Genomic DNA, 25662 nt, shown 5'->3' with positions numbered 1-25662 from the left:
GTCAGGCTCCTTCAGTAGTGGTGCTGCTTGGCTTGGCGGACAGTTGGATCAGTGAGCTTTTGGCTGCTGCCGACTCTTCCACGGCGGCGAGGATGTGCTGGACGTTCAGGCCCTCTTCGAACGACGGCGACGGCGACTCACCGGCCGCAATTGCGGTGAGGAAGTCCCGGATCTGGTGTGTGAACGTGTGTTCCCAGCCGATGATGTGACCCTGTGGCCACCACGCTTCCATGTACGGGTGCTCGGGCTCATTGACCAGGATCCGCCGGAAACCCTGCTCCCGGACCGGCACGGTGGAGTCCAGGAAACCGAGTTCGTTCAGTGCCTCGAGGTCAAACAGGATGGTGCCCTTGTCTCCGTAGATTTCGAGCTTGAGAGAGTTTTTCTGGCCGGTGGCCACGCGGCTGACTTCAACAGAGGCGATTGCTCCGGAGGCGAGGGTCAGCGTGGCCCAGGCGGCGTCGTCGACCGTGACATCTTCCAGGCCGTCAGCCCCGGGGCGTCGGTCCACGAAAGTCTGCAGGCGGCCCGAGACCTCGGTGACGGCATCGCCCAGAAGGAACAGGATCTGGTCGATGGCGTGCGAGGCGATATCGCCCAGCGCACCGGAACCGGCGGTTTCCTTGCGGAGACGCCAGGTCATGGGGGACTGTGCGTCAGCCAGCCAGTCCTGAAGGTACGCGGCGCGGATGTGGCGGACAGTGCCGAGGCGGCCCTCTGCGATGAGTTCGCGGGCCAGGGCCAGCGCCGGGACACGGCGGTAATTGAAACCGATCATGGATTGGACGCCACGTTTGCGGGCTTTCGCCGCGGCGGCGGTCATGAGTTCAGCTTCACCCAAGGTGTTGGCCAGGGGCTTCTCTACCAACACGTGCTTGCCGGCCTCAAGTGCGGCGATGGCGATTTCGGCGTGCATCCAGCCAGGGGCGCAGATATCGATGATGTCGATGTCGTCGCGTTCAATGACTTCACGCCAGTCGGTGGCGGACTCGGCCCAGCCGTACTTGGCGGCGGCCTCGGCCACCTGGGTGGCGTCCCGGCCAACCAGCACTTTCTGCTCGAAGGCCGGGACGTCGAAGAAACTGGCCACATTCCGCCACGCATTCGAATGGGCCTTCCCCATGAAGGCATAGCCAATGGCGGCAACGCCGAGGGGGCGGGAAGCCGGGGCAGGCGTGTGGTCGGATGGGTGGGCGGGGGTGGTCATGGTCAGGTTCCTCGCAGTTCGCTTCAGTTACTAGAGACTTGCTGTTTCGGGGGCCCAGTCCTCAGGGACTGCCGCCGAGGCTGGTGCGTTGCTGGTGACGTCCACGAACGTGCCTGATTCCACGGACTCCGCGATGGAGACCATGCTGTCCAGCACGTGATAGGCGAGGTCGCCCGTGGCGCGGTGCGGAGTTCCGGCACGGAGGGCCCGGGCCATGTCCAGCACACCCAGGCCACGGCCGTTGGCAGGACCTGTCGCGGCGATGATCTCGGGTTCCTCCGCGCCCGGACGCCAGAGCTTCAACTCGCCGTCGAAATAGTTCGGGTCCGGCAGGGAGAGTGTCGCTTCGGAACCGGTGATTTCCACGAAGCCCATCCGCAGCCGCGGTGACTCAAACGAGAACACGCTGTGCGAGGACTGTCCTCCTTCGAACTGCGCCATCGCGGACACATGCGTGGGAACCTCGACGGCGAATTCCTCGCCGGCCTTGGGACCGGAACCGATCACGCGGGTCGCTTTGGCGGAGGAGCCGACGGCGGCAACCCTGCGGATCGAGCCAAAGGTCTGGATCAGGGCCGTGAGGTAGTACGGACCCATGTCGAACAGCGGGCCGGCGCCATGCTGGAACAAGAAAGCAGGGTTCGGGTGCCAGGATTCCGGACCGGGGGTCTGGAACGTGGTCATGCCCGTCAGCGGCGTGCCGATGTCACCGCGTTCGATGATCCGGCGGGCGGTCTGCAGGCCCGCACCCAGGAACGTGTCCGGGGCGGTGCCCAAACGGATACCCGCGGCATCTGCTGCCTTCAGCAGGCCCAGCCCGGACTCACGGTCCAACGAGAACGGCTTTTCTGTCCATACGTGCTTGCCCGCATTGACCGCGGCTGTGGCCACCTCAACGTGCGCTGCCGGGATGGTCAGGTTCACGATGATTTCGACGTCGGGATGGTTCAGTGCCAGCTCCGGCGCACCGAATTCGGCGATCCCGTATTCTTCGGCACGTGCTTTGGCGGCCTCTTCGAACAGGTCCGCGATCACCAGGACTTTGATGTCAGGGAAGGTGGTGAGGTTGTCCAGGTACTGCTTGCTGATGTTGCCCGCACCGATGACGGCAACGCCCACGGGGCCCTTGCGGGTTGAGGGTGCGAAGCTCATGCCTTGGCTCCTTCTGCTGCCTGGGCGCTGGCCGCGGCGGTCAGGTAGTTCAAGCTCTCGGTGATGCCCTGGAAGATATCTCCGGAGTAGTCATCGAATTCCACCACACCAACCTCCAAGGACTTGGCGGCGGCAATGACGTCCAGGACCGGGATGGTGCCCTGGCCTGCAGGCTGCTGGGCCTTGGTGTCGGTGTTGCCGGGGCCATCCTTGATGTGGATGAGCTTGACCCGGTCGCCCAGGCGGGCCAGCAATTCGACGGGGTCCTGGCCTCCGACGGCTGCCCAGTAGGTGTCTACCTCGAGGACGAGCTCAGGTTCCAGCAATCCTTCGAAGTATTCAAGGGCCGTGGTGCCTTCGATAGTGGACTCCAATTCCCAGGCGTGGTTGTGGTAACCAACGCGGATGCCGTACTCAGCACCCTTTTTCGCGGCGGCGTTGAGCTTGGCTGCCGTGCCTTGGATGGTTTCTGCGTCCTGCCAGTGTTCGGCCGGGAGGAACGGGTCGATGACGGTGGTGATGCCCAGCTCTTTGGCGGCAGCGAAGATTTCGTCCTGGTCTTGTGACAGGAGCGGAGCGTGGCCGGACGGGGCGGTCAGGCCGTTCTCCTTCAAAGCCTTGCCGAGTTCCGCAGCTGTGGCCACGAAGTTGTACGGCTCTACCTGGGTGTAGCCGATCTCGGCGACCTTCCTGATGGTTCCAGGCAGGTCCTCCTGGATGGCGTTGCGGAGGGTGTACAGCTGGAGTGAGTAAGACATGGGGTTCCTTTTCGGGAGTGGTTTTTCAGGGAGTTCGGGGGACTGGCGCCAGTCTAATCAGCGGCCGGCCAGGGAGCCGCCGATTCCGCCGACGCTGAAGTACTTGTTCAGGGTGGCGAAAACAATGATCGGCGGGAGCATCATGACCACGGCCAGAGCCATGACGGATGTCCAGTCGGTGGCGTTTTGCTGGAAGAAGGATTGGACGCCCATGGGCAGGGTGAAGATCTCGTTGGACCGCAGGAAAACGATGGCCACCAGGTAGTCGTTCCAGGCGAGCAGGAACGCGAAGATAGCGGTGGAGAGGATGCCGGGAAGGCTGTTCCGCAAGACCACCTTGGTGAAGGATCCGAAGACTGAGCAGCCATCAATCCAGGAAGCCTCTTCAAGGCTGATGGGGATGGAGTCGAAGTAGGCGGCCATCATCCAGGTGGCCACCGTCATGGTGGAGCCAACGTAGATGATGGTGATGCCCAGGAGGTTGTCCACCAGTCCCATGGCGGCGAAGAGGATGAAGAGGGGCACCACGGAGGTAATGATCGGCAGGGACTGCATCACGAACAGGAGCAAAGAGTAACCGGATACCGCCTTGGAACGTCCGCGGGAGAGGACGTAGCCGGCCGGAGCGGCCACCGCGACGGAAACCAGCACGGTGGAGAGTGTGGTGACCAGGCTGTTCTGGAGCCAGGTGGCGGCGAGCGTCCCGTTGAAGACGTTGGCCAGGTTCTCGAACGTGAACCCGGTGGCGGTGCTGTTGGCGCCGGGGGTGAAGGCCAGGACAACTGTGACCATGATGGGGACCAGGACGATCACCGTGATGGCCAGTATCAGGGCGAACCTCCACCAGCGTCCGCGCATGCCGGCTTCCGAGAGCACCTTGCGGGTTTTGCCTGAATCGGCGATACCCAGGGCTGGACCGGACTCGGGGTGGGCGTGAAGTACTGTGCTCATTATTCGACGCTCGACTTTCGGATCTGGCGGTACAGGATGACGGAAATGACCACCAGGGTCATGGTCATCAGGAAGGCGATGGCGACGCCGGGGCCGGTGGCGAAGTCCTGGAAGACAGTGCGGTAGGCAAGCACCACCAAGGAGGTGGTGGCACTGACGGGACCGCCGCCGGTGAGCAGGTAGATCGTGGGGAAGTCGTTGACGCAGAAGATCGTCATGAGGATCCACGAGATATAGGTGGAGCGTGCGATCAGCGGGAGCGTGATCTGGGTGAACTGCTGCCACTTGGAGGCGCCGTCCATGCTGGCTGCTTCGTAGACGGTGGTGTCCACCGAAGCCAGAGCTGCGGAGATCATCATCATCATGAAGGGGAAAGATACCCAGACCTTGAACACCATCACCGTGATGGACGCCAGCGTGGGGTCAGCAAGGAACAACGGGGTTCCGAGTCCCAGTCCGCGGAAGATCGACGGAATGAGGCTGTCGGGGGTGGCTACCAACCAGTTCCAAGCCGTGGAGGAGACCACGATCGGCACTACCCACGGCAGGAGCAGCAGGACCTTGAAAGTGTTGCCTGCAGGAATCCGGGTTCGCAGCAGGAGCGCCAGGCCCAGTCCTACCAGCCAGGAGCCGAAGACCCCGACAATCGTGAACCAGAGCGTGAACTGCGCAGCTTTCCAGAATGCGGGGGAGGAGAGGACGCTGGCGAAGTTCTCCCCGCCCACAAAGTTACCGGTTTGGAGCAAGTCGCCGTCGTGGGTGGCCTGTACCGCGGCGTGGATCAGCGGGTAGCCGTGGATCAGGACCAGAAGCACTACCGAAGGCAGCAACAGCCAGAAGAATGTGCGGGTGGTCTGCGCGCTGAGTTTGCTCTTGCGTTTTCCCGGGACCGCCCCGGACCCACCGGGGGCCACTCCCCGGCGGGCCCGGGACAGGCCCGAAGTTGCAGTAGTTGATGACATGGCAGAGGTACCGTTCTACTTCTTCAAGACCGATTCGAGGCCGGACTGGAAGGTCTGCAGGGCGCTCTTGGCGTCAGATGCCTGGCCGGTAAGGATCGACTGGCTGAATTGGTTCAGTGCCTGGCCGCCGTCAAGGGCTGCGAGGTTAGCGTTGAGGGTGCTGCCCTGGGCGGCGAACGTCTTGGCGATCGGCTGCCAGTCCTTGACGATCTTCACGTTGTTGGGGTCGTCGGCGAACTCCGGGAGCTCGGTGATGGATTTGAAGACAGGCAGTGCGGACATGAGCTTCTGCTTCCACAGTTCCTTGAGCTGGCCCAGGTAGTAAACCAGGAACTCTTCCGAGGCTTCCTGGGACGGAGTGTTCTTGTACATCATGATGTTGTTCGGGAACACGATGGTTGCCTTGTCACCGTGCGGTCCCGTGATGGGGTCGGCCACCAGCAGGTCGCCGGAGGTGTCGCCGACGCGCTGCGGAACGTTGACCTGGAAAAGACCGAAGCCGGCCTTGCCGTCCTTCCACTGTGCAGACATGTTGTCCGTGGTGTAGCTGACCGCTGCAGGATCCACGATGCCGTTGGAGACGAGTTCGCGCACAAACTCGATGGCTTCCACGTTCCGGTCGTTCAGGAGGTCCAGCTCGCCGTCCTTGTTCCAGACGCCGCCGCCGTTGTTGACCATCATCATGATCATCGAGTGGTTGCCGTAGTTGTTGCCGGAACCGGCACCTGTGGCGAAGCCGAACGCGCCGACCTTCTTCAGTGCCTTGCCGGCTTCAAGCAGGGATGGCCAGTCCGTGGGCAGTGATACGCCGGCCTTCTCAAACAGGGACTTCCGGTACCAGAACACGCGCATGTCCAACTGCCACGGCACAGCAACGTAACCCTTGTCGGACTTGAACGGGTCCAACACGCCGGGCAGGAAGTCATCGAACTGGCCGTTGGACTTCAACTTCTCAATAACCTTGTCCGCGTATGCGATCTGGCCCTGCTGCTCGAACTGGAAGGCCTGGAAGCCGCCACCGGTGGATACGGCGGGGCCGGTCTTGGAAGCGATGGCCGATGAGAACGTTTGGTAGAAGTTGTTCCACTGGATGATCTGGTAGTTGGCCTTGGCGTTGTTAGCGCCGGAGAAGCCTTCAGCGATCTTCTTGGCGGAGTCGTTGTAAGCGGGGGTGGCCCATGGCATGTCCCAGAACTTGACCGTTCCACCAGCACCTCCCCCTCCGCCCTGGGTGGCCGAGCCGCCACCGCATGCTGCCAGCAGCGGCACGGAAGCGGCCGCAGCGGACAGGCCGAGGAAGTTGCGGCGGGAGAAGGACCGGGTGGCTGCGGACTGAACATTCATAGTGATTCCTTTCGGGACCGGCGACGCTGTGCGTTGATTTGCCGGTCCAGCTCAACTTTGAGTAGGGCAACGGATACTGAATGGCTGGTGGAACGGATGTGCGGGTGTTTCAGGTGAGACTTGCGATGGCTTCCGAAACCGCAGCGAATTGCCGCAGATCGGAGGGGAGGGTGCCGGCGTCGAGGTGTTCCTTGAGCCGGCGCCAAGTGGTGCGATGAGCGGATTCGTAGATCGTTGGGACAAGCAGCTCGCCTTGCGGGCCTGTGACTTTGACAGTCGCCGGCCAGGCTGCCACGGGATCCGGCAGCGTGACCCTGGCGCCGCCGTCGTCAGTCAGCATGGTGATGTTGACGCTTGCGGGCCGGGCGTCGGAAATGATTCCCTGCAGTGCCACCGGCGCGCCGTTGGCGAGTACTGCCGTCGCGGTGTAGCCGTTTTGTCTGCGGTCCAGGAGTTTCAGGTTTCCCAGCGGTCCGGCGAGACGGACGACGGCGGCGAGTTGGTCAGCGATCAACGCTCCGATGTCGGTTCCCAACGGAGCGGTAGCGACGACGTCGAGGACCGCGGCGCGACCGGCCATGGACCGCACTGCCACTTCTGCTGCCGTCGCGGCGGGGTTGGACGCCCAACGCTGGTCGAGGACCACCACGGTGCCGTTTTGTTGCGCGGCATCGTCCAGGTCATCGGTGTCTTCCGGTGCGGGATTTACCACAACCACACCGCGGGCTCCCGCTGAGATGGCTCGGGCAGCTTCCGTAGTCCAACCTGCGTGGCCCGCAATGGCATGGACGTGGGCGTTGTCGTAGTCTCCGGCGGGACCGAATGATTCAGGAAGCGAAGCAACGGAAAGGGTGATGGCGCCGGCTTCCCGGGCTTCGGGCGTCGCACGGACAGTGTACTGACTCATGCGCGCGCTCCTTCGACAACAGCGTTCCGGGTATCAACGTGGGTCACCGTGGCCTCGGCGATGTCCAGGGCAAAAGTGAGATCGTCGATCAGGGATTGCGCCGATGGGGGCTGTTTCTCCCCTGTTGCCAGGGCGGCGAGTTCGCGCCATTCGCCTTCGTAACCGTTGTGCTCAAAGGGGCCGTGCACCGTGGTGCGTGTGCCTTGGGTCAGAGTGGCAACGGCGGAACCGGCCTGGACGTACGACGGTGTGAAGTCGATGCGGAGGGCCGCGTCGTCGGACACGGCTTCGAAGCTCCATTCGGGCTTCCATGTGTTGTTCATGGCCGCGCGGAGCTCAATGCTGCGCGTTGGGGTTCGGAGGGAGATGACGTAACCGAACGGGCGAACATGGCGCGCTTCAAGCACTTCGACGTCCTTGAAGTCCGGCGTGAATCTGCGAATCAGGGGGAGGTCGTGGATGGCGAGCCCCATGACCCCGCCGCGGAGTGCTCCTTTGATGACCTCGGGGTCCGAGTAGTCTGGTGCGGCTCCGGCGGGACGGGTGATGATCTCGGTGGCAAAGTCCTCAAACCGTGCGTTGGGCGGGAGGACAATGGAGGAGCGGATCGTGTGTGCATGCTCCGGAAGTTCTCCCCAGTCCTCGCTTGCCGCAATCCAGCCGGGGTCGAAGGTGTGCATGGCTCCGACGATGATCGGCACCGCTGTTTCCTGGCTGACGGCGGAAATGCGGGCGGCTTCGTCGGCGTTCATGGCGAAGGGCTTCTCGCAAAGGACAGCCTTCTTCCCGGCGCGGCACGCAGCGATGACCTGCTCGGCGTGGAACTGGTGAGGGCTGCAGATGGCCACGATGTCCACATCCGGGTCGCCAAGGAGAGCGTCGATGCTGGTGCTGTGGGCGGCACCGACACGGGCGGCAACGGACTCAGCCACGGTGGGGTCGACGTCCATGATGTGGCGGACAGCCAGGATGTGGCCCAAACGCGCCAGGGATGGCAAGTGGATGGCCTGCGTGACCGGGCCGGCGCCGAGGATGCCAACGCCCAGGATTCGGGTGGCGTCTGTATGGCTGGACAAGTTCAGTTACCTCTTCGTAAGCGGACTGGCGCATGAGCGGAACGGGAGGGACCAATGCTGTGGATTCCCAACATCGAACGTCTTGATGTGCTGCTCATCACAACCTAGGGGGACTTTTGTCGATCGTCAAGCAAAAGTTGAAAAATGGCCGACAAACTTTCATTGCATGACATGCATAAGCAATCGTGCTTCACTAAATGCATGACACCAGCACCCGGAAACGACGCCGGAAACACCTTGGTCTTGGAGGCCGGCAACTTGTCGCGCGCTGGTGATCTTTTCCAACTCCTCCGCGACGGCCAAGCCCGGACACGCGCCGAACTTGCCCTCACCACCGGACTTGCCCGCTCCACCGTCGCTTCCCGCATCGACGCCCTCATCAACTCCGGCCTGGTCGGGCCAGCCGGTGAGGCAAGCTCCAGCGGCGGCAGGCCGCCGTCGCGCTTTGCCTTCAACCCCGCCGCGCGCGTCGTGCTGGCGGTCGACGTCGGAGCGACCCACCTGATTGTTGCCGTCACCGACCTCGGGGGCAGCATCCTGGCGGAGCGCCGGCTCGGACAGGAAGTGGCCGACGGTCCCGAAGTGGTCCTGGGCCGTGTTGTTTCAGCGGGGCGGGAGCTGCTTGCCGAAGCCGGACGGGAGCCGGGCGACCTCGCCGGGATTGGCATTGGCCTGCCCGGGCCGGTGGAACACGACACAGGACGGCCCGTGAAGCCGCCGATCATGCCGGGCTGGGACGGATTCGACGTCGTCACTTACGTCCAGCGCTCGCTGCCTGTCCCCGTTCTGGTGGACAACGACGTCAACATCATGGCCCTGGGTGAGCGGACCGCGTACTGGCCCGATCACGACAACTTCCTGTTCATCAAGGTGGCCACCGGCATCGGTGCCGGCATCATCAGCAGCGGTGAGCTGCAGCGGGGCGCCAACGGCACCGCCGGCGATCTTGGCCACGTCCGGGTGCCGCGTGGCGATGACGTCCTCTGCCGCTGCGGCAACTACGGGTGCCTGGAAGCGCTCGCCTCGGGGCCCGCCGTCGCGCGCCAACTGCAAACGCAAGGGCTGGAAGTCAGTAACGGTGCAGATGTCCTGCGGCTCGTGGGAGAGGGAAACCTCCAAGCGATCCAAGCGTTGCGGCAGGCAGGACGGGACGTCGGAGATGTTCTGGCAACCGTGGTCAACCTGCTCAACCCCTCCATGATCATTATTGGCGGCAGCGTGGGAGAGGCCGGCGAACACTTGGTGGCCGGCATCCGCGAGGTGGTCTACCGGCGGTCGCTGCCGTTGGCCACCACGCATCTTCGGATCGGCATTTCCATGGCCGGAGATCGCTCGGCCATCCTCGGCGCCAGCCAGATGGTGACCCAGTACGTTCTTTCACCCGCGGTGATTGAGGCCACACTCCAAGCGACAGGCTAAGCCTTCATGGATGCCGTGGGGCGGCCGGGGGCGTGATAGCAATGAAACTGATGAAAACGCTTCCTGTCATTTTCCGGTCCACACCATGAGCCAGTTCCTCGCGAAAGTTCCCCGAGGTTGGCTGATCCTCGCGTGCATTGGGCTGATTGCCCTGAACATGCGCGGCCCCTTCGTCGCCGTGGCGCCCGTTGTGGACCTGCTCCGGCAGGATCTTGGTTTCTCCCCGGTGGAACTCGGACTGCTGACAGGCATCCCGGTGCTCTGCTTCTCCCTGGCCTCGCCGTTGGCCTCCTTGGCCGGACGCCGCCTTGGCGCCGAATTCGCGGTCATGCTCACCTTGCTCGGCGTGCTTGCCGGCGTGGTGATCCGCTCCAGCGGGGGCGGTGCGCTGGTGATGGCAGGCACGGTGGTCATTGGCGTGGCGATCACCATCGGCAACATCGCCGTGCCACTGATCATCCGCCGCGACTTTGTGCCCAGACGGCAAGCCACAGCAATGGGCGTGTACACCGCGGCCCTGAACATCGGCTCGTTCCTCACCTCTGTGGCCACGGCCCCTTTGGCTGAGTTGGTGGGTTGGCGGCTTTCACTGGCCGCCAGTGCTCTGCTGGCTTTGGCCGCGATCCTGTTCTGGGTACCAACTGTGGGAGCGAGGCAGGCTTTTGTGCCGGCTGCTGTTGTGGCCCCCGCGCCGTCAGGGGCGGGGCGTGTTTCGGGAGTGGGCTGGCTGACCGTTGGTTTGACGCTCGGCTTCGCCGGCCAGGCGTTCTCCTACTACGGTGTCACCGCGTGGCTGCCGAGCTTCCTGTCCGACGAACTCGCCATGGGCACGGCCGAGGCCGGGGCAGGTTCTTCGCTGTTTCAGATTTTCGCGATTGTGGGCGGCTTGGGCGTCCCGCTCCTGGCCCGTTTCACCAGCACGACGACGGTGGCCGTCACCTTGAGCGCGCTGTGGTTGACGGTTCCCGTTGGCTTGTTGCTGGCGCCTTCGTGGTGGTGGCTGTGGTCCTCGATGGGTGGCGTTGCCCAGGGCGGCGGGATCACGGTGATCTTCATAGCGATCATCCAGTTCGCCCGTTCGCAGGCCGCCGCTGGGAAGATGTCCGCGGTGGTGCAGGGTGTCGGTTACTGCTTCGCTGCGCTGGCTCCGACGGTTGTTGGCTACGTGCACAGTGTTTCCGACGGCTGGACGGTTCCGCTGTTCGTAATCCTCGGCTCGGTGCTCGCGTTCTGTGTGTGCACTACGTTGTCCGTGCGGTGGGTGGCCCGGCAGCGCTAGGTGCGCCGCGCGGGCGGTGAGCTGGCCGCGCGGGTGAATGCCGCCGTCGTGCTCTCCCAAGTGGGTCGCAGATCAGGTCGCTCCCAGCGCTGGGAACGACCTGATCTGCGACCTACTTGGGTGGATGTTCCGCTGCTGGGCTGCCTCCCCGACCATCGGGGTCACTTGTTGCGAAGAGTGCAGGCAGCCCAGCGTTGGGGCTCAGTTGTTTCGTCTACCAGACAGCTAGGCGGCGACGAGTTCCTCCTCCGTGGCCTCTTCACGGGCCTCGGTGAGGAAACGGGCGTAGGCGGGGATGGTGAGGAAGGTGGGGAATTCCTCGGCCAGGGTGACTTCTTCGAAGATGGCACGGGCGTCAGCGAAGCGATCCCCGTCGAAGCGTTCCAGGCGGGCGAATTCCTCATCCAGCATGTCCTCCACCCACTCACGGGTGATGATGTCGCCCTGGTCAGTGATGGCGTGGGAGTGGATCCACTGCCACAACTGGGACCGGGAGATCTCCGCGGTTGCGGCGTCTTCCATGAGGTTGTGGATGGCCACAGCCCCGTTGCCCCGCAGCCAGGACTCGATGTAGCGGATGCCAACCTCGATGTTCAGGCGGACGCCGCCCTCGGTGATTGTGCCCTCGGTGCTGGCGATGTCGATCAGGGCACGATCATCCGGGGTGACATCCTCGCGGGAGCGGTCCAGCTGGTTGGGCCGGTCTCCGAGAACTGAGTCGAACACTTCGCGGCATACCGGCACCAGGTCCGGATGGGCCACCCAGGAGCCGTCAAAGCCGTCGTTGGCTTCGCGGGTCTTGTCGGCGCGGACCTTCTCGAACGAAGCCTGGTTCGCTGCTTCGTCCTTGCGGTTGGGAACAGCGGCAGCCATGCCACCGATCGCCATGGCGCCACGGCGGTGGCAGGCCCGGACCAGTTGCTCGGTGTAGGCCCGCATGAACGGCTGGGTCATTGTCACCTGGCCGCGGTCCGGGAGTACGAAGCGCGGTCCGCGGGTCCGGAAGTTCTTGATCAGGGAGAAGATGTAGTCCCAGCGCCCGGCGTTCAAACCGCTCGCGTGGTCCCGCAGTTCGTAGAGGATCTCTTCCATCTCGAACGCTGCCGTGATGGTCTCGATCAACACCGTGGCGCGGATGGTGCCCTGCGGGATGCCGAGCAGATCCTGGGCCAGGACGAAGATGTCATTCCACAGCCGTGCCTCGAGGTGGTTCTCAATCTTCGGCAGGTAGAAGTACGGGCCCTTGCCCTGGGCCAGCAGGCGGCGGGCATTGTGGAAGAAGTAGAGCCCGAAGTCCACAATGCCGCCGGCGATCGGCTTGCCGTCGATCAGCATGTGCTTCTCCGGCAGGTGCCAACCACGGGGACGGACCACAATGGTGGGCAGGTCCTCGGCAGCCTTGAGCTTGTATTCCTTGCCCTCAGGAGACGTGAAATCGATCCGGCGCTCCAGTGCGTCTGTCAGGTTCAGCTGTCCCTGGATGACGTTGCGCCACGTCGGTGTGGACGAGTCTTCCATGTCAGCCAGCCACACCTTCGCCCCGGAGTTCAGGGCGTTGATGGTCATCTTCTTGTCCACCGGACCGGTGATCTCCACACGGCGGTCCTCCAACCCCGGAGCCGGGGGAGCCACGCGCCACGACGGGTCGTTCCGGATCGCTTCGGTCTGGGGCAGGAAACGCGGATCCTGGCCACCGGAGATCGCGTTGCGCCGCGCATGCCTTGCCTGCATCAGCTCCTGACGACGGTCAGCGACAGCGCGGTGCAGCTTGCCGACGAACTCCAACGCGTCCGGCGTGAGGACCTCGTTCTGACGGCAAATGGGCTGCGCGGTGATGGTGATGCCATTGATAGTGAAGTTGTCAGTGAAGCTGTTCATTTCAAGACTCCTAAGAATATGTTCGACGGCGGCACTTACGTGAGGTGCCCACGAGGCCGGAGGTGCGGTGCCGCGGCAGCCTGCGCAAAAGGGGCCCTGCGTCCCGGTCCGGCCTCGCTCAGCGAGGTCGAAACCGGGACGCGGGGAATAGCAGGCAGAGCGGTACCGGTCCGCAGGCCGGAGGCGACAACCGCCGTCGGATGTTGATTAGTGGAACTGGCCCTCTTCGGTCGATCCGACCAGTGCGAGGGTGGATGCGTTCGGGTTGAGCGCGGTTGCGATGTCGTCGAAGTAGCCGGTGCCGACTTCGCGCTGGTGCTTGGTGGCGGTGTAGCCGCGGGACTCGGAGGCGAATTCCTTTTCCTGGAGCTCGACGTAGGCGCTCATGCCTTCACGGGCGTAGCCGTGGGCGAGGTCGAACATCGAGTAGTTCAGGGCGTGGAAGCCGGCCAGGGTGATGAACTGGAAGGTGAAGCCCATGGCACCGAGTTCGCGCTGGAACTTGGCGATGGTGGTGTCATCCAGGTGCTTGCGCCAGTTGAAGGACGGGGAGCAGTTGTAGGAGAGCATCTGGTCCGGGAATTCGGCCTTGACCGATTCGGCGAACTTGCGGGCCAGTTCCAGGTCCGGAGTGCCGGTCTCCATCCAGATGAGGTCGGAGTACGGTGCGTAGGCCTTGGCGCGGGCGATGCAGGGTTCGATTCCGTTACGGACCTTGTAGAAGCCCTCAGCGGTACGAACCGGCTGTCCCCCTTCGCGGAGGATGAATTCCTGGTCCCGCTCGTCAACGTCGGAGGTGATCAGGGTTGCTGCTTCGGCGTCGGTACGGGCGATGACCACCGTCGGGGTGCCGGCGACGTCGGCTGCCAGGCGGGCTGCGTTCAGGGTCCGGATGTGCTGCTGGGTGGGGATCAGGACCTTGCCGCCCAGGTGGCCGCACTTCTTTTCCGATGCGAGCTGGTCTTCCCAGTGAACACCGGAGGCGCCGGCGGTGATCATGGATTTCATGAGTTCGTAGGCGTTCAGCGGGCCACCGAAGCCGGCTTCGGCGTCGGCGACGATCGGGACCAGCCAGTCTTCAACGGATTTGACGCCCTCGGCATACTCGATCTGGTCTGCGCGGAGCAGGGCGTTGTTGATGCGGCGGACTACCTGGGGTACCGAGTTGGCCGGGTACAGGGACTGGTCCGGGTAGGTCTGGCCCGAAAGGTTGGCATCAGCGGCCACCTGCCAACCGGAAAGGTAGATGGCGCGGAGGCCGGCCTTGACCTGCTGAACGGCCTGGTTGCCGGTCAGCGCGCCCAGAGCATTGGTGTAGCCGCCGGTGGGAGCTTCCTCGGTGAGCTGCTTCCACAGCTTCTCCGAACCGCGGCGGGCCAGGGTGTGCTCTTCGGAGACGCGACCACGGAGACGGACGACGTCGGTGGCCGAGTAATCACGGGTGACGCCTTCCCACCGCGGGTTGGCGGACCATTCAAGTTCCAGCGCTGCTGCCTGCTGCTCTGCAGTCTGTGCGGATTCTGCTGGTTCAAACGATGCGGTCATTGCATGTCTCCTAATATCCAAGCGGGGCTCCCCGGGCCGGCCTCCGCTGCGCCTTTGCTGCATCGGCCGGCTTACCCGGGATCTGTATTTCTTTTTCGTAAGACTTACTTTTCTGCACTTCCAATGGACTTACTAGAGGAAAACTATGGAAAGAAATGCACTTCTTCGCGTATTCTCAAGAAATGTCGCCTGTGAGCTGGAATCGTGAAGTCGCGTCGCCGTCGTTGTCCCCTGCGTCCCCTGAACTGGACGTCATCAGCCTTGGCCGCCGCGTGCGCCATCTGCGCAAGCAGGCCGGACTGACGCTGGACGACTTGAGTGCCGCCGTCGGGACCGCGCCGAGCCAGCTGAGCCTGATCGAAAACGGCAAGCGCGAACCCAAGCTGGGGTTGCTGCAGCAGCTCGCTGCGTCGCTCAACGTGAGCATCGATCAGCTGCTCGGGGCGGAGCCGCCCAGCCGTCGCGCGGCCCTGGAAATCGAACTGGAACGGTACCAGCGCGGGCCGCTCTACGAGTCGCTGAACCTGCCCAAAATCCGCGTCAGCTCAAGGCTTCCGCTGGATGTGCTGGAGTCGCAGGTGGGGTTGCTTCAGGAGCTCGAACGCAAACTTAATGAGCAGGTCGCGACGCCGGAAGAAGCCCGCCGCGCGAACGGCGAGTTGCGTGCCATGATGCGCGAGCGCGGTAACTATTTCCCCGAGTATGAGGCCGAAGCGCAGAAGGTCCTCAAAGGGGTTGGCTACACCACGGGTCCGCTCAGCCAGCACGTCATTGCGGACATCGCCGAGAACCTCGGGTTTTCGCTCCATCACGTGGGCGATCTGCCGCACTCCACGCGCTCGGTGACCGACTTGAAGAACCGCAGAATTTACCTGACGCAGAACCAACGGCAGGATCACGACCCCCGCTCGGTCCTCCTGCAGGCATTGGGCCACTACGTCCTGGGGCATGAAACTCCGCGGAACTACGGGGATTTCCTGGCGCAGCGGGTGGCCACCAACTACTTCGCCGCGGCTTTGCTGCTGCCGGAGCAGGCCACGGTCGAATTCCTCCAGAAGGCCAAGGCGGCCAAGGAAATCGCGGTGGAGGACATCCGCGACGCCTTCGCCGTGTCCTACGAGACCGCCGCGCACCGCTTCACCAACCTGGCAACCAAGCATCTGGGCATCACCACACACTTCCAGAAGACACACCAGTCGGGCATCATCTACAAGGCCTACGAGAACGACGGCGTGGCGTTCCCCCAAGACCACACGGGGGCCATCGAGGGGCAGCCATCGTGTAAGGCGTGGACCTCGCGTGCGGTGTTCGACGTGCCGGATAAGTTCAGCGCCTACAGCCAATACACGGACACTCCTTCGGGTACGTACTGGTGCACGGCCCGGACGGAACGCTCGGCAAACGGGGAGTTCTCGCTGAGTATTGGCGTGCCATACCAGCATGTGAAGTGGTTCCGCGGCCGTGAGACCACCGCCCGTGCCACGTCCAACTGCCCGGACCCGAACTGCTGCAAGCGGCCGCCGGCCTCCCTGGCCAACGAGTGGGCAGGCAACGCGTGGCCCTCCGCCCGGGCCCACTCGCACCTGCTCGCGGCCATGCCCCCGGGTGCCTTCCCCGGCGTCGACGAGACCGAGGTGTATTCCTTCCTGGCGGCTCACTCCGAGCGCTGACGCTACGGGCGGGATGCTCGCTCGCGCCGGAACCTGCACGGGTGCGCGGACGCAACCATTCGCCTTCAACCTCTTGACCGGAGCCCATCACACCCTTAGAGTTCTGATATATGAGTCATATGTCACATTTTCTCCACCACCATTCGAGGCTTTGATCTCGATGGGTCGGCGCGAGGGTGCCGTAAACCCAGGCCCTGCCGTCTACCTCTCGAACAGCAAATGACTCATGACGACGCCGGAATCATCCCGAGGGTCCCGCGCTGCCATATCGAGTGGCATCGCGCCAGTCGGCAGCGTCCACCGGTCGCCTGGGGTTGCGGCTGTCCGTCTGTATACGAATCGGCGCTCTGGTGCCGTCAGCGGTTTGCGCTGAAGCCAGAAGGGAACACATCTCAATGATCCATCCGACCAGGACGACGGACTCCGTCGACACCTCCACACCAAAAGACACCAGCTCCAAGTTCAAACGCCGCTTCATGGTGCGGCTTGTTGCTGTGTTCATCGGTGGGATGTTCCTCGATGGCTACATCCTTGGAATCATCGGGCCCGTCACAGGACCCATGAGGTCAGAGCTTCAGCTCGACGCACTATCGCTGGGCATGATCGCTGCGGGCCCCCTGGTTGGCATCTTCGTCGGCTCCCCGCTGGCTGGCTGGGCTACTGACAAGTTCGGACGCAAGCCCATGTTCCTCGTGGACATGGGCCTGTTCCTGGTCGCCTCAGGGGCCCAATTCTTCGTAACCGCGGGAGACGGGGCAGTGATCCAACTGGCCGCCATCCGCTTCCTCATGGGCGTCGCGATCGGCGGCGAGTACTCAATCGGAGGGCCATTGCTCTCAGAGTTCTCCCCGCCAAAGCTCCGCGGCCGATTGCTCGGGCTGACTCTCATCGCCTGGTACGTCGGCTTCATGATGGCCTTCATCATCGGCACGCTGCTGCACGACGCCGGCACCCCCTGGCGCTTGGTCATCGGCACCAGCACCATACTCGCCTTCGTCCTGTTCATCGCCCGATTGGGCCTCCCCGAATCGCCGAGCTGGCTCATTACCAAGGGGCGGCGTGAAGAAGCGCTCGCGATTGCACGCAAATACGTCGAATCGCCCCAGATGCACGACAGCATCACCGAAGAGATCAACCTGAGGATGGTCCAGGAGGCGCAGGCCGCAAAAAACAAAACCAAAATCAAGGGCGCCTCCATCGGAATGCTGTTCTCGCAACAGTATTGGCGGACCACCCTCTTCACTGCAGGTTTTTGGTTCTGCGCGGTCACCCCGTACTTCGCGATCGCGACCTTCGCCGACGACGTACTCACCCAGTTCGGCTTCGGCGGGGGATGGGCCGGTGGAGTCGGCCTGTCCGCACTGGCGGCCGCAGGTGTGGTCACCACCGTACTTCTGATTGACAAGCTCGGCCGCCGGATCCTCACCGTGCCCGGACAATGGCTCTGCGCAGGCATCCTGCTGGTCATCGGAGTCTGGGCGGATGCACCAGCGATCCTCGTGCTGGTACTGTTCCTCGCCTTCTCCTTCTTCAACGCCGGCTACACCACGATGACCCAGGTCTATCCGGCCGAGGTATTCCCCGGCCACCTGCGTGGCATCGGCATGGGCTTCTCCGCGGCATTCAGCCGCATCGGAGCCGCACTCGGTACCTTTGCCCTGCCGTGGGCAATCAGCAACATCGGCATGGGCCCAAGCATGGTGGTAGCCGCCGCCGTCGCGCTGCTCGGTGCAATCCTCTCGCAATGGCTGGCACCTGAAACGAAGGGGCGAACCCTCGCTGAAATCTCAGCGGACTTCTCCCACTGATATCCGGATCGAGTGCCCGGCGGAAATACAGCTCTGTCCAATGGCTCCGTGGGCGGCTCGATGGAATCCTCCCATGGATGGCGAGAACCAGGTCCCGCTGAGCTTCCGAGAGTGAAGCTCAGCGGACCAACCGGCCCACCAGTACGGCGGCAGCTTCAACAACCTCGTCCGCCTCACGCTTGGTGGCACTCAGCGCCACTTCCTGGCCCGAAACAGTCACGATGTCGGTAATCACCGCCACCGTCAGCCGCCCGAGGGTGTCGTCGTTGGCGCCGAGCAGGACCGAGTTCTGCCGGACCCATTCGCGTCCGCGCTCGCGCCGCAACACCTCGAAGCCCGGGGGAGTGTCGCCTTCAATGAACACCCGCTCCAGCTCCCGGTGTTTCCAGGTGTAGTCGAAGTAGCTTCGGCTGCCGACGTTGAAAAGCGTCAAGGGATCGTCTTCGCCGGCTTTGCGGGCCTTGGCCACTGCGGCAGCCACCAGACGTTCGTGTTCATTCTGGTAGTCGTTCCATAGGGCCAGGAAGAGCTCGGTCTTGCCGCCGAAGTGGTGGTAAAGGCTGCCGACGCTCGACCCTGCGCGGGAAACGATGTCCGAGATGCTCGCGTCGGTGAATCCGTGCTCCACGAACACACCAGCGGCCGCGTCCAGCAAGTTGCGTTGGGTGGCGGCGGTGCGGGTCCATTGCCAAGAGCCTGCGGTGCTGGCTGCTTCGGATGTCTTGCGGACCACGTTTGGCCTCCTCTCGCAGGCAGAACAAGGACCGGAGTGTCGAACGGCTATTTTTTGGAATCCTACCTCCCAAAGAATCCACATAGCCAACAGCACGCCTTGACTGACCCACAAAACACAGGAAATAATTCTGGAAGTCTGTTCTAGAAATGCATGTTGCGGCGTGTATCCAAATGCTGCGATTTTTGACGTCGGACGCCCCAAAACCCGGGTGCCGTTTTCACCGTCGGGCTGCAACTGGTTGAATCGCTGTATAGCGCCAACTGGTCGCAGCCAACCAAGCCAGAGAGGAACGCGGCCTGATGTCCGTTTCAAGCAAGTCGTCCGGGATCACGTCGAACAGGTGGTTCAAGCCCGTCGTCGTCACCGCAGGAGCTTTGGTGGTGGCCCTGATTCTGGTCCTCCTCGCGCAGTGGCTCCGGACCCTTCAGCCGGTGCAGCAGTTCCTGACGGACTATCCCGGCCATTCCGCAATCCCTGAAGGCACACCTACGGGGTTCCCGGCCTGGCTCGGCTGGCAACACTTCCTCAACATGTTCTTCATCGTGCTGATCATCCGTTCGGGCTGGCAGGTGCGCACCACCACCCGTCCACCGGCGTACTGGACCAGGAACAACAAAGGCCTCATCAAAACGAAAAACGCACCCAGCAAGATCAGCCTGGACCTCTGGTTCCATCTGACACTTGATGCTCTTTGGGTTTTGAACGGCATTATCTTCATCGTTCTGCTCTTCGCCACGGGCCAATGGTTGAGGATCGTCCCCACCAATTGGGATGTCTTCCCGAACGCTGTCTCAGCCGGCCTGCAGTACGCCTCGCTGAACTGGCCTGTTGAAAACGGCTGGAACAACTACAACAGCCTCCAGCTGCTGACGTACTTCATCACCGTCTTTATCGCCGCACCGCTGGCCATCATTACAGGCATCCGGATGTCCGGAGCATGGCCCAAGAAGGCTGCGATCAATAAGTTCTACCCGATCGAACTGGCCCGCAAGATCCACTTCCCGGTGATGATCTACTTCGTAGCTTTCGTGATCGTCCACGTAACCCTGGTGCTGGCCACTGGTGCGCTGAACAATCTCAACCACATGTACGCCTCGAACAACGATTACAGCTGGTGGGGATTCGGCATCTTCGCAGCGTCCATCGTGTTCACGGCGGCCGCTTGGTTCCTTGCCAGGCCTCTGTTCCTGCGACCCATTGCCTCGCTCATGGGCAAGGTCTCACGCTAGTCCTCAATCAAAAGACTGGTTCTGAACCCAAAGAAGAGCCGCCCCGGAAGAGTTTTCCAGGGCGGCTTTTTCGTATGCCAGAGGGGTTAGCTCAACGCCCCGCCCTGCCATAGCGCATCAAAAGGCGCCCCCGAGGCCACGCGGTTCTTGATACCGGCGGTCACGAATGCCTTCGCAGTCCGGGCAGCTTCCAGCGGGGTTGCGCCCTTGGCCAACTCTGCGGTCACAGCAGCGGCAAGCGAGCAACCGGCGCCGGACACGGCCACCTCGCCCACTTTCGCTGCGCGCAGGACTTCCAGCGTCTCGCCGTCGTAATAGACGTCGACGGCGTCAGGGCCTTCCAACCGCACCCCACCTTTGGCGAGGACCGCAGCGCCGCTGATTTCGTGGATGCGGATGGCCGCGGCTTTCAGAGATTCTTCGTCCGTGATGGTGAGCCCGGACAGCGACTCGGCTTCGAAGTGGTTCGGAGTGACAAAAGTAGCCAGAGGCAGGATCTGGGCCTTCAACGCCTGGTCGGTGTCCAGCGCGTGGCCCGGCTCCTGGCCCTTGCAGATCAACACCGGATCCAGCACCACGTGCTTGAAAGAGCCGTCCGTCAGAGCCTTCTCCACCGTGCTGATGGTTGCCGGGCTTCCGAGCATGCCGATCTTCACGGTGTCCAGAACCGACGGCGCGCCGGAAGCGGCACCGTATGCCGCCGTCGTCGCCTCCAATTGGTCCGCGATGACCTGCTGGTCCACCGGGACAAAACGGTGGTTCCAGTTGTCCTGCGGATTGAAGGAAACGATGCACGTGAGGTTCGCGATGCCGAACACTCCGAGTTCCTGGAAGGTCTTGAGGTCCGCTTGCGCGCCGGCGCCACCGGTCGCTTCGGAGCCGGCGATGGTCAGAGCAATGGCAGGGGCAACGGCTGAAGTCATGTGTCCATTTTGGCAGTTGCTCCGGTTTGGCTCCTAAACGGGGTTAGCCGTGCAACGTCCGGTAGCTCGCCTCGGCGGCCGGATGGAGCGGCACCCCGGCGGTGTTGATCAGCGTTTCGGGGCTGAGGAACTGGACCCCCGCACTGGACTTGGGTACCAGATCCTGGGCCTTTCCCACCAGGAGTTCCACGGTCTGCCGGACAACGTGGTCCGCCAGATCACTTCGGCACAGGAGCAGGTTGGCCACCCCGACTGTCCAGACTGCGGGCGCGTTTCCGTAACTGTTGGCAGGGATCAACACCCGGTCGTAGAAGAAACCCGACTGTGCACGCGTTGCGGGAATCAGTCCGGACAGATCAAGAAGCCGCATGCCAAAGCGTTGGGCGGCAGAGGCAATGGGCGCCGTGGGGACCCCTCCGGACTGGATCATGACATCAACGGAACCATTGGCAAGCGCGTCAATGGCCTGGTTCAGTCCCAGATTGATTTGTTTCAGAGCTCGACCGGGCGGTGCGGACTGCGGTGCCAGCCCCGCCGCGGCGATGATCCTCCCGGCCGTGAGGGTGGTTCCGGAGCCTACTTCGCCCACCGCCGCGGTCTTGCCGGCAAGGTCCGCGAAGGACCGGATGGTACTGTCCTCCCGCACGATGCAGTGGACGTAGTTCTGGTAGACCTTTCCCAAAGCCATCAGGCGTCCTTCGCTGTGGCTGTTGGCGGCGGGTTGGGCTGCGGCATCGGCGAGGGCGACGGCGAAGGTCGCCTCGCCTGCCAACACCCGCTGAATGTTCTCGAGACTGCCGCCAGTGGTCAAAGCCCGCGCCTTGTCAGCGATCCGCTCACGTTGCAGCAAGTCCGCCAGCAGGGTGGCGAACTCAAGGTAGAAACCGCCCGATTCGCCACCGGCCACCGTGAGTTCCTGCGGCCGTTCCTCCGCGGAGCAGCCGACAGTTGAGGCCAGCAGGCCGAACGTCACGGCCGCCCTCAGCGCATTTCGGCGAGTCATGGTGCGGAGCTCAGGCATCGGAACCGCCCTGTGGCTGCACGAATTCCAGGCGTACCGTCAGCCCGTGCGGCACGCGGGGTGCCAGCACCAACCTTGCTCCGTTCGCCTCGGCCAACCGTTCCACAATGGTCATGCCCAAGCCATTGCCCGGGATCTTGCTGTGCTGGGGCGCCCGCCAGAACCGGGTGGTGGACGCGGCGCGCTGATCGGCCGGGAGGCCGGGACCGTCGTCGGAAACCACGACGGCGGTGCCGCCCGGGGTGGGTTCGGTGGCCACTGTGATGTTGGCGCCCGGGGCGTACTTGATGGCGTTGGCCAGGAGTTCACCCACCATGTGTGCGAGTTCCTCGGGGTTGCAGGCGATAGTGATCGGCCGGGCTGGTTCAAGAAGCGTGATGCCGGCGCCCGCCTGAAGGGCAGAGGGTGTGGCTCGTTCTGCCTCTCCTTGCAGGACCGGAAAGGGGTCGATGACCGTCAGGCGCTGGTGTCCTGCGTCCTGATCTGCGCGGGCAGCCCCAGCAGAGGCACGATGTTCAGCGGTGGCCAGCTTCAGCACGCCGTCGAGCATTCCCTCCACGCGTTCAAGTTCCGCAACGACACCCGCAGCGGCCGCTTTTTCGGGCTCCGACCGCAAGGCAAGCTGCAGAAGATCGATCCGCAAGCGGAGCGCCCCCACCGGATTACGGAGCTGGTGTGAGGTGTCAGCGATGAGCCGCCGTTGCGATTCCATGCTGTCGCTTACGGTGTGCGCCATGGTGGTGAACGAGCGGCTGAGTTCGCGCAGTTCAGGCGGGCCGGCCTCGGGGAGTTGGGTGGTTGTGCCCGTGGCTTCAAGCTCGTGGACGGCTTTGCTGAGCCGCTGGACGGGGCGGAGCACCCAGCCCGTAATGCGGGCGGCGGCCAGCAGGAGCAGCGCGCCCAGCGCCACGGCGGCAACGACGACGACGAGCCACCGCTCCCGTAGCTTCTGGCGTGCGGCGTCGAGGTTTACCTCCATGACAACCTCACCGAGAACCTGGCTGGCCGTGCCGAAGGACCTTGAGATGATCTCGTTGCCCGTCCCGAAGGCGCGGACGGGACTCAGTGTGGTGTCGCTCAGGTTCAGGCTTGCGCTGCCGAGCGCGTCCATGACCTCCGGTTGATCGTCGCGAAGGTCGCCGGAATGGATGGTCTGCCCTTGCATGTGGATCAGGGTTCCCTCGCCATAAAGCTCGGCGTAGCGGTCCATCTCGCGCTGCAGTTGGGTGGTGTTGTTGTCCTCCAGGGCATCACTGGCCAACTGCGCGAACCGATTCAGGGCAGCGACCCGGTTGATTTGCAGCTCCTGCGTGAGCTCGCGGCTGGCCGATGTCAGAATCACGCTGGACACCGTCACCACAATCACCACCACCAGCAGGCTGAGGATGCCCAGGACCCGGAGTTTCACGGTTGCTCTACGCGGTAGCCGACGCCACGGACATTGATGATGAAGCCAGGCATCTGCAGTTTGGACCGGAGGCCGGTCAGGTGGACGTCCAAGGACCGCGAATGCGCAAGGAACGCGTCGCCCCAGAGGGCATCCAGGATCTGTTCCCGGGTGACCACCGAGCCGGCGTTCCTGACAAGGAGGCCCAGGAGGTCGAATTCGGTTGCTGTGAGGGCCAGTTCTTTGTTGTTGATTGTTGCCACGCGGCGATCGAGGTCAACTTCCAGTTCACCAAGAACGATCGTGTGGGGAGCTTCCGGTCCGGAGCGGTTGGTCCGCCTGGTCACTGCCTCGATTCGGGCCAGCAGCTCCACGAGTTTCACGGGCTTCACCAGGTAGTCGTCCGCACCGGAGCGGAGGCCGAGGACCACGCTGCGTTCGTCATCGCGGGCCGTCAGGATCAGGATGGGGATCTGCGTGACCTGGCGGAGCTTCCGGAGGACATCAAGGCCATCAAGGTCCGGCAAACCCAGATCGAGCAGGATGACCTCGTGCTGCCGGTGGGCCAGCAGCGCGTCCTCGCCCCTGGAGACCCGGGTGTGCTTGTGCCCGGCGGAGGCGACGGCGGCGCTCAAGGCTGAGGCCATGGCGTCGTCATCCTCGACGATGAGCACGTGCACTGTGTGGTCCTCCGGAGGTTCGGTACTGGGTTTGCTGGCAGGGTTGGCTGGCGGGGTTCGGTGCGGGGGTTGCTGGCAGGGTTGGCTGGCGGGGTTGGCTGTTCGGGCCCGCTACTAGAGCTTAACGTTGTGAGGCCCGCTCTGCGCCTTTCGGAGTATCCAAAGTGCGCAGAGCGGGCCTCACAAGGCACCCAAGTCAGGCGTTGACGCGATCCTTCTTGCCGCCGTCGTCGGTTTCCTCAGCCGAGCCCTTGGCGAGGAACGCGTGGCCCTGCTCCGCATCCAGATGCGTGGACTTCTTGTTCTTCAGGGCGAAGATGTACACCAGCAGCGAGACGAAGATTGCGGCGGTGACGTAGGTGAAGAACATGTCCACCTGGCCCGACTTCTGCAGCGCGGCGCCAATCAATGGAACCGTTCCGCCGAAGAGCGAGTTGGCAATCGCGTAGCCGAGGCCCACACCGAGGGCGCGGATGGACGCGGGGAACAGCTCAGCCTTCACCAGCGCGTTGATGGATGTGTACCCACCCACCATGAGCAAACCGCCGAACATCAGCAGGAACGCCACGAACGGATCCTTTGTCCCAGCCAGCGCCGAGAGCAAGGGCCAGGTGAACAGAACCCCGGTCACGCCGAACCAGATCAGCAGCGGCTTCCGGCCGATCTTGTCGGAGAGCATGCCGTAAACAGGCTGGAGGAGCATGAAGATGAACAGCGCCCAGAAGTTGATCACGGAGGTGTCGGTCTTGGCGATGCCGGACGTATCGTTCATGAACTTGAGGATGAAGTTGGTGTACGTGTAGAACGCAACGGTGCCGCCGAGCGTGATTCCGATGCAGATCAGCAGCGGCTTCCAGTGCTTGGTGAACAGGAGCTTCATGGTTCCGGGCTGTGCCTCACCGGCGACCTTGACGTGCGCCGCGCGGAGCTGGTCGGCAGAAAGGGTTTCCTCCATCGAGCGACGAAGCCAAAGCACCACCAGGGCAGCAACACCACCGATGGCGAACGGAATCCGCCAGCCCCATGCGGTCAGGTCTTCCTTGCTCATGGTGTTCTGCAGGATCACGAGTACCAGGAGGGCCAGCATCTGGCCACCGATCAGTGTCACGTACTGGAAGCTGGAGAAGAACCCCCGGCGCTTGGCCGTGGCAGCTTCGGACATGTACGTGGCGCTGGTTCCATACTCGCCGCCCACTGAGAAGCCCTGGACCATGCGGATAAAGACCAGGAGGATCATGGCCCACAGTCCGATGACATCCTGGGTGGGCATGATCGCAATGGCGAACGACCCGGCGGACATCATGGTCACGCTGAGTGTGAGAGCGGCTTTACGGCCCTTGCGGTCCGCGTAGCGTCCGAAGAACCAGCTGCCGATCGGGCGCATGAGGAACGACGTCGAGAAGACGGCCATCGCTTCAAGGCCGGCTTGGAGGTCGTCCGAGGAGTTGAAGAAATGGGACTGGAAATACGCCGCAAATGCGGTGTAAACGTATACGTCGAACCACTCCACTAGGTTGCCCGCGGAGCCCTTGAGGATGTTGCTCACTGCTTTGCGTGTCTGTGCGGCTTCGCTCAGAGGTGCAGCTTGTTGGGTGCTCATCAATGAACCTTCCTGGCGGCTGCGCACGTGGCAGCCGTGTCTTGCATGAGTTCGTTCTGTCCATGAAGCTCGTGCTCATGGCGTCCTTGCGCATGGCTCTTCGTTGACTAAGAAAGGCCCTCTTGGGGGT

At 63.2% G+C, this 25662-nt stretch carries 21 protein-coding genes; 5 read left to right on the top strand and 16 right to left on the bottom strand.

The annotated features are described in order from the left end of the window. Window position 1 precedes the first annotated feature (1 nt). The 8 genes from IEY62_RS15255 to IEY62_RS15220 all read right to left on the bottom strand — a co-directional run bounded on the left by IEY62_RS15255 (window position 2) and on the right by IEY62_RS15220 (window position 8357). The gene (locus tag IEY62_RS15255; RefSeq protein ID WP_189019328.1) at window positions 2-1207 is read right to left on the bottom strand and encodes a Gfo/Idh/MocA family protein; all 1206 of its coding nucleotides are present in this window, start codon (window positions 1205-1207) and stop codon (window positions 2-4) included. Window positions 1208-1237: 30 nt separating this feature from the next. Continuing rightward, on the bottom strand, window positions 1238-2359 hold the full coding sequence (locus tag IEY62_RS15250; RefSeq protein ID WP_189019326.1) for a Gfo/Idh/MocA family protein: 1122 nt from the start codon (window positions 2357-2359) through the stop codon (window positions 1238-1240). After that, window positions 2356-3117: a sugar phosphate isomerase/epimerase family protein gene (locus tag IEY62_RS15245; protein WP_189019323.1), complete on the bottom strand. Its 762-nt coding sequence runs from the start codon at window positions 3115-3117 to the stop codon at window positions 2356-2358. Before IEY62_RS15245 ends, IEY62_RS15250 begins: the two co-directional genes overlap by 4 nt. A 57-nt stretch (window positions 3118-3174) precedes the next feature. After that, window positions 3175-4068 (bottom strand): carbohydrate ABC transporter permease, encoded by an 894-nt coding sequence (locus IEY62_RS15240; protein ID WP_189019321.1) that lies wholly within the window; start codon window positions 4066-4068, stop codon window positions 3175-3177. Then, window positions 4068-5030, bottom strand: coding sequence for a carbohydrate ABC transporter permease (locus IEY62_RS15235; protein WP_189019319.1), 963 nt, complete (start codon window positions 5028-5030; stop codon window positions 4068-4070). Before IEY62_RS15235 ends, IEY62_RS15240 begins: the two co-directional genes overlap by 1 nt. A 15-nt stretch (window positions 5031-5045) precedes the next feature. Then, the gene (locus IEY62_RS15230) at window positions 5046-6374 is read right to left on the bottom strand and encodes an ABC transporter substrate-binding protein (RefSeq protein WP_189019317.1); all 1329 of its coding nucleotides are present in this window, start codon (window positions 6372-6374) and stop codon (window positions 5046-5048) included. Window positions 6375-6483: 109 nt separating this feature from the next. Next, window positions 6484-7281 (bottom strand): protease-associated domain-containing protein, encoded by a 798-nt coding sequence (locus IEY62_RS15225; protein WP_189019314.1) that lies wholly within the window; start codon window positions 7279-7281, stop codon window positions 6484-6486. Continuing rightward, a complete protein-coding gene (locus tag IEY62_RS15220) occupies window positions 7278-8357 on the bottom strand; it encodes a Gfo/Idh/MocA family protein (protein WP_189019312.1) in 1080 nt (359 codons plus the stop codon). Before IEY62_RS15220 ends, IEY62_RS15225 begins: the two co-directional genes overlap by 4 nt. A 201-nt stretch (window positions 8358-8558) precedes the next feature. Between IEY62_RS15220 and IEY62_RS15215 the strand changes: the two genes are divergently transcribed. Both IEY62_RS15215 and IEY62_RS15210 read left to right on the top strand, forming a co-directional pair. Further along, on the top strand, window positions 8559-9776 hold the full coding sequence (locus IEY62_RS15215) for an ROK family transcriptional regulator (RefSeq protein WP_189019310.1): 1218 nt from the start codon (window positions 8559-8561) through the stop codon (window positions 9774-9776). Window positions 9777-9861: 85 nt separating this feature from the next. Further along, window positions 9862-11055: an MFS transporter gene (locus IEY62_RS15210; RefSeq protein ID WP_189019308.1), complete on the top strand. Its 1194-nt coding sequence runs from the start codon at window positions 9862-9864 to the stop codon at window positions 11053-11055. A gap of 225 nt (window positions 11056-11280) precedes the next feature. Here IEY62_RS15210 and aceB read toward each other — a convergent pair whose 3' ends face one another. Then, complete coding sequence (gene aceB, locus IEY62_RS15205; RefSeq protein ID WP_189019305.1) at window positions 11281-12933, bottom strand: malate synthase A; 1653 nt, start codon at window positions 12931-12933, stop codon at window positions 11281-11283. Between the two features lie 207 nt (window positions 12934-13140). Beyond that, window positions 13141-14478: an isocitrate lyase gene (aceA, locus tag IEY62_RS15200; RefSeq protein ID WP_189019303.1), complete on the bottom strand. Its 1338-nt coding sequence runs from the start codon at window positions 14476-14478 to the stop codon at window positions 13141-13143. A gap of 155 nt (window positions 14479-14633) precedes the next feature. Here aceA and IEY62_RS15195 point away from each other — a divergent pair, with 155 nt between their 5' ends. Together IEY62_RS15195 and IEY62_RS15190 are read left to right on the top strand one after the other, a co-directional pair. Further along, complete coding sequence (locus tag IEY62_RS15195; protein ID WP_189019301.1) at window positions 14634-16148, top strand: XRE family transcriptional regulator; 1515 nt, start codon at window positions 14634-14636, stop codon at window positions 16146-16148. A 395-nt stretch (window positions 16149-16543) separates the two neighbouring features. Beyond that, window positions 16544-17956: an MFS transporter gene (locus IEY62_RS15190; protein WP_189019299.1), complete on the top strand. Its 1413-nt coding sequence runs from the start codon at window positions 16544-16546 to the stop codon at window positions 17954-17956. A gap of 118 nt (window positions 17957-18074) precedes the next feature. Here IEY62_RS15190 and IEY62_RS15185 read toward each other — a convergent pair whose 3' ends face one another. Continuing rightward, window positions 18075-18689 (bottom strand): TetR/AcrR family transcriptional regulator, encoded by a 615-nt coding sequence (locus IEY62_RS15185; protein WP_189019297.1) that lies wholly within the window; start codon window positions 18687-18689, stop codon window positions 18075-18077. A gap of 302 nt (window positions 18690-18991) precedes the next feature. Between IEY62_RS15185 and IEY62_RS15180 the strand changes: the two genes are divergently transcribed. Further along, a complete protein-coding gene (locus IEY62_RS15180) occupies window positions 18992-19921 on the top strand; it encodes a cytochrome b/b6 domain-containing protein (protein WP_189019295.1) in 930 nt (309 codons plus the stop codon). 86 nt (window positions 19922-20007) lie between these two features. On the opposite strand, the gene IEY62_RS15175 is transcribed toward IEY62_RS15180, so the two are convergent. The 5 genes from IEY62_RS15175 to IEY62_RS15155 all read right to left on the bottom strand — a co-directional run bounded on the left by IEY62_RS15175 (window position 20008) and on the right by IEY62_RS15155 (window position 25532). Beyond that, window positions 20008-20844: a hydroxymethylpyrimidine/phosphomethylpyrimidine kinase gene (locus IEY62_RS15175; RefSeq protein WP_189019293.1), complete on the bottom strand. Its 837-nt coding sequence runs from the start codon at window positions 20842-20844 to the stop codon at window positions 20008-20010. A 43-nt stretch (window positions 20845-20887) separates the two neighbouring features. Then, entirely contained in the window at window positions 20888-21847 is a 960-nt protein-coding gene (locus tag IEY62_RS15170) for a TAXI family TRAP transporter solute-binding subunit (RefSeq protein ID WP_229785348.1), read from the bottom strand. A gap of 10 nt (window positions 21848-21857) precedes the next feature. Next, the gene (locus tag IEY62_RS15165) at window positions 21858-23273 is read right to left on the bottom strand and encodes a sensor histidine kinase (protein ID WP_189019288.1); all 1416 of its coding nucleotides are present in this window, start codon (window positions 23271-23273) and stop codon (window positions 21858-21860) included. Next, window positions 23270-23932, bottom strand: coding sequence for a response regulator transcription factor (locus IEY62_RS15160; protein WP_189019286.1), 663 nt, complete (start codon window positions 23930-23932; stop codon window positions 23270-23272). Before IEY62_RS15160 ends, IEY62_RS15165 begins: the two co-directional genes overlap by 4 nt. 196 nt (window positions 23933-24128) lie before the next feature. After that, window positions 24129-25532, bottom strand: a complete 1404-nt coding sequence (locus tag IEY62_RS15155) for an MFS transporter (protein WP_189019284.1) — start codon at window positions 25530-25532, stop codon at window positions 24129-24131. Between the last annotated feature and the right edge of the window lie 130 nt (window positions 25533-25662).

Source organism: Paenarthrobacter histidinolovorans (assembly GCF_014647595.1).
Lineage (GTDB): Bacteria > Actinomycetota > Actinomycetes > Actinomycetales > Micrococcaceae > Arthrobacter > Arthrobacter histidinolovorans.
The sequence above is the reverse complement of the archived record's forward strand: the minus strand, read 5'-3'. Positions and strand labels throughout refer to the sequence as shown.